Here is a 13290-nt window from a genome sequence, read left to right on the forward strand (position 1 = left end):
GGCCCAGCCCGCCCCCGCCGCCAACTACGACGCGCCGGATACCTGGCTGTGCCGCCCCGGCCGCGCCGACCTGTGCAGCACCGACCAGACGGTCACCACGCTGGCCGCCGAAGGCCAACGCACGGTGCAGGTGATCAAGCCGCAGGCCGATGCGCCCATCGACTGCTTTTACGTGTACCCCACGATCTCGCAGGACCCCAACCCGCACAGCACGCTGCAACCTGGCCCGGGCGAGCAGCGGGCGGTGGCGCAGCAGTTTGCCCCGTTTGCCTCGGTGTGCCGTCCGTTTGCACCCATGTACCGGCAGATCACGCTGGCGGGGCTGCGCGCGGCCATGTCGGGCAACCCGGCGGGCGTGAACCCGGAGATGGCCATCGAGGACGTGCGTGCCGCGTGGCGGCACTATCTGGCCAATGACAACAAGGGCCGGGGCGTGGTGCTGGTGGGGCATTCCCAGGGCAGCCGCATGCTGCTGGAGTTGCTCAAGCGCGATGTGGACGGCCAGCCGGTGCAGCAGCGCCTGGTGTCGGCCCTGCTGATCGGCTTCAACGTGATGGTCCCGGTGGGTGCGGACACCGGAGGGTCGCTGCCCACGCTGCCCCTGTGCCGTACCGGCGCGCAAACCGGGTGTGTGGTGACATACGCCACGTTCCGCGAGACATCGCCGCCGCCCGCAAACTCCCGCTTTGGCCGCAGCAATACGGCGGGCGCAGAGGTGGCCTGCACGGACCCGGTGCGCCTGAGCGGCCAGCCGCTGCGAAGCATGCTGGCCCGCGAGGCCAACCTGCTGGGGCAGTCCGTGTTGCGTGCGCAATGGGCCCAGGGCCTGGAGGGCGTGAGCACCCCGTTTGTGAGCCTGCCGGGCCTGATGCGTGCAAGCTGTGTGAAGGACGGCCCCGCACACTACCTGGCGCTGGGCCTGGACAGCAATGGGCGTGGCAGCCTACCCAGCGATGTGCCGGGCGATATCGTGGTCAATGACCGCACTCTGGACGACTGGGGCCTGCACCTGATCGACATGAACGTGGTGATGGGCAACCTGCTGGACCTGGTGCGCCAGCAGGGCGCTGCCTGGAAGGCCAAGGCGAACTAGCGCCTGTTCACACCGGGCGGTGCGCCGCCCCGTGCGGCACCGAGGCTTATCGCGCGGTCACGCCGTCCGGCTCGGTCACCGAGATGTCGGTGTGCACCAGCGTCAGCGGAAAACGCTGGCCCGCCAGGTAGTCCTCCAGGCAGCGCAGCAGCAGGGGGCTGCGGTGGCGCTCGGGGCAGGCACGGATCTCGTCGGCCGTGAGCCACAGCGTGCGCACGATGCCGGTGTCGAGCGTGCGCCAGTCATGGTGCGTGCCCAGCGTGCCCGCAAACGCAAAACGCATGTAGGTGATGTCGTCCCCCGTGCGCGTCTTGGTGAAGCGGTTGAGGTACACGCCAATCAACGCTGTGGGCTCGAAGTCGTGGGCGGTTTCTTCCAGCACCTCGCGCGCGCAGGCCTGGATGGGCGACTCGCCCGGGTCCAGGTGGCCGGCAGGGTTGTTGAGCTTGAGGCCGTCGGTGGTTTCTTCCTCGACCAGCAGAAAGCGGCCGTCGCGCTCGATGAGGGCGGCCACGGTGACGTTGGGTTTCCAGCGGTGGGGCATGGCGGGCATTATGACGAGGGCGGGTGACACTTCGCCTAGAAGGTCTACAGCGCTCGCGCCATGTACACCGCGCCTTCGCCGTAGCTGGCCAGGCGGGCCTGCTGGGTGGCGTCCTGCAAGGGGTGCAGCGCATAGCCCTGCCGCTGCCAGTAGGCCTGCGAGCCCTGCACCGAGACCAGCGCGCTGTGCCGCAGCCCTTCTGCGCGGGCCTGCGTCCACAGGGGCTGCAGCAACGCATGGGCCAGGCCTTGCCCCGCATGGGCAGGCAGCACGGCCATGTCATGCAGGTACAGCGTGTCGGGCGCAGTAGCGGTTTCAAAGTCGCCATGCAGCGGGGTGACCTTGCCACGCACGCTGCGGTATGCCGCCAGGTAGGCGCACACCGAGCCGCCCTGCTCCAGCACCAGCGAGCAATTGGCAGGGCTGGCGAGGCGGCGGGCAAACACCTCGCCGCTCTCCACAAACCCCTCGCCATAGCAGGCCAGTTGCACGGCCAGCAGGTCGGCCAGATCGCTCAGCGCCAGCGGGCGCACCACCACGGACATGAGGAAACTTCGCTGGGTCAGTGCGGCAGCACGGGCGCCTGCACGAAGTCGTCCAGCGACAGGCCCTTTTCCTTCAGCAGCGCCTCCAGCACCGGCTGCAGGCGGCCCAGGCTCTCCTGCACGGCCTCGCGCACGGTGTCCACCACCACCTGGGTGCTGCGCTCGATCTCGATGTTCAGGCGGTCGCCCACCTTCTTGGCTTCAAACACCGTGGCACGGCGCGTTTCGGGAATCATCCAGATCTCGAACCAGCCCTCTTGCCGGTTCACCTCGGCCACCGTGAGGCTGGCGCCGTGGATGGCGATGTAGCCCTTGGCAAAGATGTAGCGGCGAAACGCCTCGGGCACGGCCACGCGCCACACCAGGTTGTTGTCAAACTCGCGCCGCTCGATGAGCGTGCCGGTGAAGTCCACATGGCCCGACAGCGGGTGGCCGCCGATCTCGGCGCCGTCCTTGGCCGCGCGCTCCACGTTCACGCGGTCGCCCTGGCCGTAGCTGCCCAGCGTGGTGATGTTCAGGCTCTGCAGCATCACGTCAAAGTTGGCCTGCGTGGGCGACAGGATCTCGGTGACCGTGAGGCACACGCCATCGGTGGCCACGCTGGCGCCAATGGCCAGGTCCTGGCAGAAGCCCTCAGGGAAATCAAGCGTGAAGGTGCGCAGCCCTGCGCGGTCGTGGATGGCGGCAATGCCTGCCGTGGCTTGGACGATGCCTGTGAACATGGTGGCGCGGCTTCCGGGTACGTTGGAACGGGAACAGGGAATTTTGCCACCCGGCCCCCACCGCGCGCTGGCGCCGGGTTACTTGGCGCGCAGCAACTCGCCGACTTCCAGCAGCACCAACTCGTTGTCATCCGCCTTGTTCGGCTCGCGGCTGCTGCTGAAGGGCAAGTTGTTGTCGTTGCCCACCACGATGTGCGTGCTGTCCACAATGTCCACGTTCTCGATGGTGAAGAACGGGAAGGTGAGCACGCCGTTGTTCAGCGGCTTGCGCGCCAGGCGCTGCGGGTCCTGGATGTTCATGAGATCGATGTAGCCCACCTTGCGGATCTCGCCGCCCACGTTGGCGTCGCTCATCTCCACCTTGTAGACGCGCTTGAACTTGGCCAGGTCGTGGAAGCAGTCCGTGCGCTTGGTGCCCTCGGGGCAGGCTTTGTCGGCCGTGCCTTCGCCGTTGTCGCGCTCGATGATGAGGCCCGTGGTGCCGTCGATCATGTTGAAGTCGCCAATCGCGTGGTGGTTGGCCTCCAGCACGTACTTCCAGTGGCGGCCGGTCCATTGCTCGGTCTTCACGTCAAATTCGAGCACACGCAGGTACTGCTTGCCGCCCACGTTTTCGTACGCCTTCGCGCTGTCGTTCCACAGCGCGCCTTCGAGCAGTGCATAGAGCTTGCTGCCGTCCTTGCTGGAGGCCATGCCTTCGTAGCCCTTGGAGCGCTTGACTTCAAACGGCGTGGGCTTGGCGTCGGGGGCACCGGGCATCAGCACACCGGGCGCATCGGGCGAGCGCACGACCTTGCCGTCCACCTGCGTCTCGAACACGGCCAGCACCTTGCCGTTCAGGTCGGCCTTGATGAGGAAGGGGCCAAACTCTTCGCCGATCCACAGCGCGCCACCGGCGAACTGGAAACTCTCGGGGTCGAAGTCAGCGCCCGTCAGGTAGCGCTTGTCGGTGCCTTCGTGGGTGATGCGAAACGGCACCTTCTTGTCGGGGTCGTGCAGGAAGACAGTCTTGAGGCGGTTGAACTGGCCGCTCTTGAAGTCCACGGTGTAGTGGCTCAGGTGCAGCATGAAGTCGGGCGAGTTGGCCTTGGAGCCAGCGCCGTTGTCGGTCAGGATCCAGAACGAACCGTCGGCCATGCGCTTGATGCCCGAGTGGCCCTGGAGGGGCTGGCCCTGAAACGGCAACGACACACCCGTGTCGCGGCCGCCCGACTGGCCCATCACGCTGCCCACGGCGTCCACACGGCGGGGGGTGGTGAACTTGCCGGCCACCTGCAGGTCTTGCGGCGCGTCCTTGGGCGCGGCAACCACGGTGAGGGCGGGCAGCACGGCGTGGCCGGCCAGGGTGGCGGGGTAGGCCTGCTGGGCGATGGCGGGGATGGCGGCAGCGCACAGCAGCGCTGCGCAGGCGGCAATTTGGGACAGTCGGGACATGGTGGTCAAGGGGAAGAGAGCCAAAACCGTGAACGATGCCGCCGCCCTGTGACACCGCCATGAAAAGCGGTTCTCCAACGCCCCCCACCAGGCAACGCCGAATCGGGCACATGCACGGACCTTTTGCCGCTGGCCGGGATCACACCTGCCTCACCCCACCCGCACGGCCTGCGCACCCGCCATGGAAACCCTCTCTGCACTGCAATCCCTCGGCCTGGAGCTGCCCAGCCCGGCCTACATCGCGGGCGCCATCCTGTTTGGTCTGATCGGCATGGCGGCGTACTGGCACGGCAAGCGTGCGCAGCAGCCGCGCACCCGCTGGTGGGGCGTGGCGTTGATGTTTTATCCCTACGTGGTCTCGGCCACCTGGCTGCTGTACGCCGTGGGCGTCGCGCTGTGCCTGGGGCTGTGGTGGGACGGGCAGCGCGGCTAGGGATCCTCTGCACCAAGGAATCAACTGGCGGCGGCCACCAGCCCCGCGCCGTGCCCGCGCGTGAAGGCCTCTTCAAACACCGAATACCCCGACCAGTCGGCATGCGCAAACGCCAGCCGTGCGGTGGTGGGCGTGGGCAGCCAGGCGGCACGCTCACCATTTGATAGCACCTTGGGCATGAAAGTCTTGCGCTCCAGGCCGATTTGGCTCAAAAACTGCTGCAAACCCGGTGTGGGGATGGACATGGCGTGCCCGTAGCGGGTGATGTCCACGCGCGTGGCGCGCTGGCGCAGGTCGGGGTGGGGCACGGCGAGAGCGGCCAGGGCGGCTTCGGCCCAGTGCTGCCAGGGCTGGGTGGCCAGTTGCTGGCGGCCGTCCGCCCGGTCGCCCAGCGCCTGGTAGTAGGTAAGCACGGTGGGGCCGGCCAGCGTGGCGCGGGTGTCCAGGCGCTGGTGGCCGGCGTTCACATAGCCCAGGCCCCCCGCCGTGGGGTCGGCATACAGGACGTTGTCCCAGGCCGGCGCAGCGCCGGGGCGGTCGGTGAGCGGACTTTGGATGTGGATGTTGGCCACCAGCCAGGGCGCCCACGACAGACGCTGGGCCGCCCCGGTGAGGAAGGCGGGCGGGTTCTGCACCACGCGCGCCGCCATGAAGACGGGCAGCGCCACGATGCAGCGTGGCGCCTGCCAGCGCTCCACGCTATCGGTGGCGTGGTTGAACGCATCCACCTCCACGCCGTGGCGGCCTTCGGTGATGCGCAGCACGCTGGTGCCGGCGCGCAGCTGGCCGCCGCCGTGGGACGTGTTGGCCAGCGGCTCGGCCAGGCGCCGGGTGATCCAGCCATTGCCCTCGGGCCAGGTCAAAACGCTTTCGCGGGCTTCGTCCACGGCCTCGCCGGGCGCATGAAAGCCATGGCGGCTGGCAAAGTAGTGGATGCCCGCCCAGGCCGAGACGCGGTCGGCCCCGGCGCCGTAGTCGTCGCGGCAGCAGTAGTCCAGGTACCAGCGCAGGTGGGCATCGTCCAGCCCTTCCTGCGCCAGCCAGGCGGCAAACGTCATCGCGTCCAGCGCCTGCTGGCTGGGCGCCAGTGGGCGCTTGGCGGTCCACAGCTTGAGTGCGGGCATGGCAAACCGGGCGGCGCGGGCCTGCGCGTCCACGGCCTGGGCAAAGCGGCGGTACTGCGCCAGCGTGGCCTCGCCCACGCCCTGCACGGGCAGCAGGCCGTCTTGCCACTCGCCATCGAAGTACAGGCGCTCCTGCGGGCTGTGGCACAGGTGGCGTTCGTCGTACTGCCAGTGCCCCGCCACGCGCTGGCGCAGGCCCAGCTCCTCCAGCAGGTCCTGCACCTCGCGCGCGTCGTCGCCAGGCACGGGCAGGTAGTGTGCGCCCTGCGGGCAGGTGATACCGTTGACGGCGGTGCCCCGGCTGTTGCCGCCTGCGGTGTCTTCCAGCTCCAGCAGCGCAAAGTCCTGCACGCCTGCCAGGCGCAGCGCACGCGCGGCGGCCAGCCCCGCCACGCCACCACCGGCAATGATGACCTGCGCGCGGCGCACCACGGCGGGCTCGGGCCAGGTGCCGCGCGCCAGCCACTCACGCAGCTGGTGGCCGCGCGCCATGTCGATGCCGCTGAAGCCGCCTTCCAGCGGCGGCACGGCGCGGTCGCACCCGCCCAGCGCAGCCGTGGCCAGGGCGGCGGCGCCCGCCACGAACTGGCGGCGCTGCAGGGTCCAGGGGGTCATGCGGTCACGCCTCAATCGGCCCAGCGGGCGCGAATCTCAAGCAGCTGCGGCACCAGCGGGGCGAACAGCGCCACCAAAGCGGGGTCGAAGTGTTTGCCGGCCTGCGCTGCAATGTGGTCGAGCGCATCCTGCACGGGCCAGGGTTCCTTGTAGGGGCGGCGGGTGGTGAGCGCATCGAACACATCGGCCACCGCCACGATGCGCGCCGACACCGGGATGGCCTCGCCCGCCAGGCCGCGCGGGTAGCCGCTGCCGTCCCACTTTTCGTGGTGGGCCAGCGCAATCTCACGGGCCAGCTGCAGCACGCCGGACGGGTGCTCGCCAATGATCTCGGCGCCGATCTCGGGGTGGCGGCGCATGGTGTCCCACTCATCGGCGTTCAGCGGGCCGGGCTTGCGCAGCACGGCGTCGGGGATGCCGATCTTGCCCACGTCGTGCATGGGCGCGGCGTTGAGCAGGTCTTCGGCCCAGGCCTGGCTGTGGCCGGCAGCCAGGGCCAGCAGCTGGGCAAAGTGGCTCATGCGGATCACATGCATGCCGGTTTCGTTGTCCTTGTACTCGGCCGCGCGGCCCAGGCGCTGCACGATCTGCAGGCGGGTTTCGCGCAGCTCGTCCATGCGCACCAGCGACAGGTGGGTGCGCACCCGCGCGCGCACCACGGGCGGGCTGACGGGCTTGGTGATGTAGTCCACCGCGCCCGCGTCAAACCCGGCAGTTTCGTCCTGGCTGTCGGTAAGGGCGGTGATGAAGATCACCGGGATGGAGGCCGTGGCAGCATCGGCCTTGAGCGCGCGGCACACGGCATAGCCGTCCAGGTTCGGCATCATGATGTCAAGCAGCACCAGGTCGGGCCGCTGCTCGCGCGCCACCTGCAGCGCACGTTCACCGTCGGTGGCAAACAGCAGGCGGTAGTCGGACTGCAGGATGTGGCGCAGCACCTGCAGGTTGGTGGGCTCGTCGTCCACCAGCAACAGGCGGGGCCGCTGGTCAGGGGCCGGTGTCATGCGGGGTTCTCCAGGGGTTCGTCCAGCCAGTGCGTGCGCAGCTGCTGCAACTGCACCCCGGCCTGGTCAAAGTCAAAGCGGTCGATGGCCTCTTGCAGGCGCTCGGTGGCATCTGCAGGCAGCAGCTGCACCAGCAGGTCCAGCGGCGGCTGGGCCAGCTCGGACTGTGCCAGGGCCTGCTGCAGCGCCTGCGCGGCGTCCCGGGCCTGCTGGCGTTGGTCTGCGGTCAGCGGTGCGTGCTGGCCCACGCCGGGGGCGGGCGCTGCGGCGGCCACGGCCTCGTGGGCCAGGGCCTGCTCCACGGCCTGCAACGCGGCGGGCAGGGCGGCCACCAGCGGCTGCAGAGCCGTGCGGTCCAGGCTGTGGGCGGCTTCCTCGATGCGCTGCGCCAGCGTTTGCAGCGGGCCCAGCGCAAGGTTGCCTGCCGCACCACGCAGGCGGTGGGCCAGCACACGGGCAGCGTCCATGTCGGGCTGCGCCACCAGGGCCTGCAAGGTGGCGGGGGTGGCGGCATGGTCGGTCAGCAGGCGCGCCACGGCATCGCGCAGCAGCGCACGCTGGCCCCAGAGGCGGGTGCCACGCTCCCAGTCCACCGCGGCGATGGTGGCGTGGGGGACCGGTGGTATGTCGGTGGCGCGCGTCAAGGTCTGCAGGCTGCTCCACCCCGATGTGGCGGTGTCGGGCTGCAGATGCAGCACGCGGGCGATCTCGCGGAACAGGCGGGCGGGCTCCAGCGGCTTGCTTGCAAAACCGTCCATGCCCGCAGCGCGTGCGTTGCGCCGGTCCTGCTCCAGCACGCTGGCCGACAGGGCGATCACCGGCACCGGCTTGCGCCGTTGCGCCTGCTCGAACGCGCGGATGCGGCGCGTGGCCTCCAGGCCGTCCATGCCGGGCATCTGCAGATCCATCAGCACCACGTCAAAGCGCCCGGCCTCGTAGGCGGCGACAGCGCTTTCGCCATCCCGCGCCACGGTCACCTGGTGGCGCCCCCGCTCCAGGTGGATCTGCAGCAGCTCGATGTTGGCCGGCACATCGTCCACCACCAGCATGCGCAGCGGCGGCAACTGCACCGCATGGCTCACGGTGGCCACTGCCGCCGTCGCCTGGCCCACCGGCAAAGGTACACACACGGTGAACGTGGTGCCCACACCCAGGGTGCTGCGCACGCTGATGCTGCCCCCCATCAGCTCCACCAGCTGGCGCGAGATGGTGGTGCCCAGGCCGGTGCCGCCGAACTGCCGGGTGGTGGATGCGTCGGCCTGCGCAAAGGGGTCGAAGATGCGCTCCAGGTGCTGCGCCGCGATGCCGATGCCCGTGTCCTCCACCTCCATCACCAGCGTGCCGTCGTGGTAGTCCAGCCGCAGCAGCACATGGCCGCGCTCGGTGAACTTGAGCGCGTTGCCCAGCAGGTTGAGCAGCACCTGCTGCAGGCGCAGCGCATCGCCCCGCAGGTAGGGCGGCACCCGGTCGTCCGTCAGGCACTGCAGCGCGAGCCCCTTCTTGCCCGCATGGATGCGCAGCGAGGCAAGGATCTGGTCGCACACCTCTTGCAGCGAGAAGTCCGCAATCTCCAGCTCCACCGCGCCTTTTTCCAGCTTGGCAGTGTCCAGGATGTCATTGAGCAGGCGCAGCATGGAGCGCGCCGCATGCTGCACCGTGCCCAGGTGGCGGCGCTGCTGCGCGTCCATGGGGGTGTCGAGCAGGGCCTCGGTGAAGCCGATGATGGCGTTCATGGGCGTGCGGATCTCGTGGCTCATGTTGGCCAGGAAGGTGCTGCGCGCGGCTGCGGCCTGCTCCGCACGCTCCTTGGCGGCGCGCAGCTCTTGCTCCATGGCACGGCGCTGGGTGAGGTCGGTCGCAAACTTGACGACCTTGAACGGCTGACCCTGGGCGTCGAAGATGGGGTTGTAGGTGGCCTGGATCCAGATGCGCCGCCCGTCCTTGCCCAGTCGCTGATATTCACCGCCATCCAGCTGGCCAGCTCGCAGTTGCTCCCAGAACTGCGCGTACGCCTCGGTCTGCGCGTAGGCGGGTTCGCAGAACATGCGGTGGTGCTGGCCCACGATCTCTTCCAGCCGGTAGCCCATGAGTTCTCGAAAGTTAGCGTTGGCGTTGAGCACATGGCCCTGCATGTCGAACTCCACCACCGAGAGCGCACGGTTGATGGCACGCACCGTGCTCTCGAACTCGGCGTTGCGCTCGCGAAAGACGGTCATGTCCATGATGACGCCGTCGATCCACAGCACCTGGCCGTCATCGCCGACCACGGGGCGGCCGCTTTCCGACACCCAGCGCAGGCGCCCATCACGGTCCCGCAGGCCAAACTCCACGTGGTAGGGTCGGTGCTCCTGGATGGCCACGGAGACTTCCGCCCACAGGCGGTCCACCTCTTCGGGCAGCGTGAGCTGGGTGAAGTTGATACGGCCTTCCAGAAAATCCTGCGGCAACCAGCCCGTGAGTGCGGTCACCGCATCGCTGACGAACAGCATGGTCCAGTCGGCATCGTGGCGGCAGCGGAAAGTGACGCCCGGAATATTGGCCATGAGCGAGCGCAGGCGCTGCTCGCTGGCTTGCAGCTCCTGCTCCATGGCGCGACGCTGGGTCAGGTCGCTGATGAACCCCACGAACACCGGCGCGCCATCCAGCGGCACACGGCCTATGGCAATGCGGATGGGCACGGTGCTGCCGTCGGGCCGCAGGGCCAGCACCTCGCGGCTGTTGGCGCCGACCACGCCACCGCCCTGGCCTTGCAGGTAGCGCTGCAGATAGGTGTCGTGGCGCGAGCGGTCGGGCTCGGGCATGAGCATGGACACGTTCTGGCCCACCACTTCGTCGTGACGCCAGCCCAGGATGCGCTCGGCCGCTGCGTTGAAGGACTGCACGCGGCCCTGCGCATCGATCATCACCATGCCGTCCACGGCCGTGTCGGCAATGGCGCGCAAGCGGGACTCGCTCTGGCGCATCTGCAGGAACATCTGCCGGTAACGCAAGCCAGCGTTGATGGCGATCACCAGCAGCCCGATACCCGACGCCACTGCAGCAACGGCCAGTGCCAGGGGCGCGCCATCGGCCGCGGTCAGCAGTTCCAGCTCGTTGGGGGCTTCAATGAAACGCAAGGCCGCCATGCCGGTGTAGTGCATGCCTGCAATCGCCAGCCCCATGACCACACCGGCCACCGCATTGAGCCACCGGGCGCGCCAACGCACCACGCGCTCCAGCCCAAACCGCACCCACAGGGCCACGATGGCCAGCAACACGGCCACCAGCACCGAGGCGGCAAATCCCCACGGGTCGTACCGCATGACAGGCGCCCACTGCGACGCTGCCATGCCGATGTAGTGCATGGCGCCAATGCCAGCGCCCACCAGCACCCCACCCACCACCAGGGCGGCGCGGCTGATCTCGCGGCGCATCAGCAAGCCCAGCGCCACCCACGACGCGCCCACACTGGGCAGCAGGGACAGCACGGTGGTCCACGCATCAAACTGGCCTCGCGCGCACACCGTGAAGGCCAGCATGCCGATGAAGTGCATGGACCAGATGCCCCCGCCCAGCGCCATCGCCCCAGACCCCCGCGCCATCTGGCGCATGAACCGGGTGTCGGCGCGGCGGGCCAGGCCCGACATCTGCAGCGCCAGCACGGAGGCCAGCACCGCCATGCCCACCGACAGCGTCACCAGCCAGGGATCGTGCTGCGCCCAAAGCAGCGGATAGGGCTGTGCGTCAGAAAGGAAAAAAAGGTCCAGCATCGGGGGCGCCCACGGCGATCAGGTCTTGACAGCTTTGTAGCCGATTGTGCTGCCCATGCCAGCGGGCAGAACCCCTGCAAATTGCTCGGCGAATGCCTGTTGGAGCCCTGGCAAACGGCGACTCAATGCGCCACCACCTTGCCCCATTCGCGCTCGTAGCTGTGCACCAGCGCCTGGTTGGACAGGCGGTTCACGTCGGCCGGCACCCGTGCCATGTCAAGCGGAAAGTCGAACAGCAGCGGCAGCGACGGGGCGCTCAGGAACCGGAGCCCGGGGGGCAGGGCGTCGGGCAGGCGCCACGGCCTGCGGCTGGCGATGACATAGCCCCATTCGCCAAAGCTGGGCACATGGGCGTGGTAGGGCGCTGTCGAGAGGCCCACGGATTCGATGGTCTGCACCACCGTCCAGAAGCTCTGGCGCGCCACCAGCGGCGAGGTGGTCTGCACCACGGCGTAGCCACTGGCCGCCAGCCGCTTGTCCAGCAACGCATAAAAGCTGTTGGTGTAAAGCTTGCCGATGGAGAAGTTGGTGGGATCGGGGAAGTCCACCACGATCACGTCAAAAAGGTCCGTCCCCTGCTGCAGCCACCCAAAGGCATCGGTGTTGACGATGGTCACCTTGGGGTTTTGCAGCGCGTGGCCGTTGAGCTTTGCCAGGGTGGGGTTCTCGCTGAAGATGCGCGTCATGGCCGGGTCCAGCTCGACCAGGGTGACGGACTCGACCGAGGGGTACTTGAGGATCTCGCGCACCGCCATGCCGTCGCCGCCGCCCAGCACCGCCACCCGCTTGGGCGCCCCATGCGCGGCCATGGCGGGGTGCACCAGGGCCTCGTGGTAGCGGTATTCGTCGGACTCGGAGAACTGCAGGTTGCCGTTGAGGTACAGCCGGTGGCCATAGCGGCCCTGCGTGACCACGATGCGCTGGTAGGGCGTGGCCGTGGTGAAGATGATGCGGTCCTGGTAGAACTTGTCTTCGGCAAAGCTCGTGATCTGCTCAGACCCCGCCAGTCCCGCCAGCAGCAGGCCCACCACCATCAGGCAGGCGAACAAATGGGCTTGGAGGCGCCGCAGCTCATGCCGGAACAGCCACACCGCCCACAGCGCCACGGCGGCATTCATCAGCCCGAACAGCAGCCCGGTGCGGATGAGCCCCAGGTGCGGCACCAGCAGCAGCGGAAACGCCAGCGACACCGCCAGAGCGCCCAGGTAGTCGAACGTGAGCACCTGCGAGACCAGGTCCTTGAGCACCACGTTGCGTTTGAGGATGCGCATGACTAGCGGAATCTCCAACCCCACCAGCGTGCCCACCATCAGCACCATGCCGTACAGCAGGAACCGGAACGCGCCCGGTGCATACGCATTGGCGAGGAACAGCGTGGCTGGCAGCGCGCCGCCGATCAGCGCCACCAGCAGCTCGATGCGCAGGAAGTGCGCGGGCAGCTGCCGCTCAAAGTAGCGCGACAGCCACGAGCCCAGACCCATGGCGAACAGGTAGGTGCCGATGATGGTGCTGAACTGCAGCACCGAGTCGCCCAGGACATAGGACGCCAGCGCCCCGGCGGCCAGTTCGTACAGCAGGCCGCAGGCTGCCACCACAAACACGCTGATGAGCAGCGCGATGTCGATGGGGCGGGGGCCAGAGGATGGGGGCAGCACCGCAGGCGCGGGCGCGACGGGAGACGGGGTGGGAGACGACAAGGCAGCGGTCAGGGCACCCTGCCGGGTGCGCCGCTTCGTTCATTCAGGCGGTAGGGGCTCGAAAACGCGTCAATGCGTCAATGGATGGCAGCCGCCACGATGATGCTGATGCCCAGGCACATCGCGGCCACCACCAGGCCCAGAGCCTGGTTCTGCTTTTCGACGATCTCGCGCCACAGGTCATAGGGCGTGATCTTGTCAACGATGACAAAGGCCAGCCAGAAGATGATGACGCCAATGATGGCGTAGAGGATGGACCCGAGAAATGCCGCGGGTTTGAGCCATTCGAATCCCATCATGGTGTGATCTCCTTCAAACGTGTGGTCAGTG

At 68.3% G+C, this 13290-nt stretch carries 11 protein-coding genes; 2 read left to right on the plus strand and 9 right to left on the minus strand.

Annotated features, from left to right (window positions below; translation table 11 throughout):
- A partial coding sequence (locus AC07X4_RS18265; protein ID WP_494740881.1) for a DUF3089 domain-containing protein occupies positions 1-1093 on the plus strand: 1093 nt, incomplete at its 5' end.
- A 46-nt stretch (positions 1094-1139) separates the two neighbouring features.
- Here the strand turns inward: AC07X4_RS18265 and AC07X4_RS18270 are convergent.
- The 4 genes from AC07X4_RS18270 to AC07X4_RS18285 all read right to left on the minus strand — a co-directional run bounded on the left by AC07X4_RS18270 (position 1140) and on the right by AC07X4_RS18285 (position 4338).
- Positions 1140-1637: an NUDIX hydrolase gene (locus tag AC07X4_RS18270; protein WP_494740891.1), complete on the minus strand. Its 498-nt coding sequence runs from the start codon at positions 1635-1637 to the stop codon at positions 1140-1142.
- Positions 1638-1681: 44 nt separating this feature from the next.
- Positions 1682-2182: a GNAT family N-acetyltransferase gene (locus AC07X4_RS18275; RefSeq protein WP_494740882.1), complete on the minus strand. Its 501-nt coding sequence runs from the start codon at positions 2180-2182 to the stop codon at positions 1682-1684.
- Between the two features lie 17 nt (positions 2183-2199).
- On the minus strand, positions 2200-2904 hold the full coding sequence (locus AC07X4_RS18280; protein ID WP_121508127.1) for a riboflavin synthase subunit alpha: 705 nt from the start codon (positions 2902-2904) through the stop codon (positions 2200-2202).
- Positions 2905-2982: 78 nt separating this feature from the next.
- On the minus strand, positions 2983-4338 hold the full coding sequence (locus tag AC07X4_RS18285) for an esterase-like activity of phytase family protein (protein WP_494740883.1): 1356 nt from the start codon (positions 4336-4338) through the stop codon (positions 2983-2985).
- Between the two features lie 181 nt (positions 4339-4519).
- Between AC07X4_RS18285 and AC07X4_RS18290 the strand changes: the two genes are divergently transcribed.
- A complete protein-coding gene (locus AC07X4_RS18290; RefSeq protein WP_494740884.1) occupies positions 4520-4771 on the plus strand; it encodes a hypothetical protein in 252 nt (83 codons plus the stop codon).
- Between the two features lie 20 nt (positions 4772-4791).
- Here the strand turns inward: AC07X4_RS18290 and AC07X4_RS18295 are convergent, their stop codons facing one another.
- The 5 genes from AC07X4_RS18295 to AC07X4_RS18315 all read right to left on the minus strand — a co-directional run bounded on the left by AC07X4_RS18295 (position 4792) and on the right by AC07X4_RS18315 (position 13256).
- Positions 4792-6510, minus strand: a complete 1719-nt coding sequence (locus AC07X4_RS18295) for an NAD(P)-binding protein (RefSeq protein ID WP_494740885.1) — start codon at positions 6508-6510, stop codon at positions 4792-4794.
- An 11-nt stretch (positions 6511-6521) separates the two neighbouring features.
- Positions 6522-7514, minus strand: a complete 993-nt coding sequence (locus AC07X4_RS18300; RefSeq protein WP_192419281.1) for a response regulator — start codon at positions 7512-7514, stop codon at positions 6522-6524.
- Positions 7511-11263, minus strand: a complete 3753-nt coding sequence (locus AC07X4_RS18305; protein ID WP_494740886.1) for a PAS domain S-box protein — start codon at positions 11261-11263, stop codon at positions 7511-7513. Before AC07X4_RS18305 ends, AC07X4_RS18300 begins: the two co-directional genes overlap by 4 nt.
- Before the next feature lie 122 nt (positions 11264-11385).
- Positions 11386-12960: a polyamine aminopropyltransferase gene (locus AC07X4_RS18310; protein ID WP_494740887.1), complete on the minus strand. Its 1575-nt coding sequence runs from the start codon at positions 12958-12960 to the stop codon at positions 11386-11388.
- Positions 12961-13037: 77 nt separating this feature from the next.
- Positions 13038-13256, minus strand: coding sequence for a DUF350 domain-containing protein (locus tag AC07X4_RS18315; protein WP_015016355.1), 219 nt, complete (start codon positions 13254-13256; stop codon positions 13038-13040).
- Positions 13257-13290: the final 34 nt, after the last annotated feature.

It is taken from the genome of Acidovorax sp. GW460-11-11-14-LB4 (genome assembly GCF_059423685.1).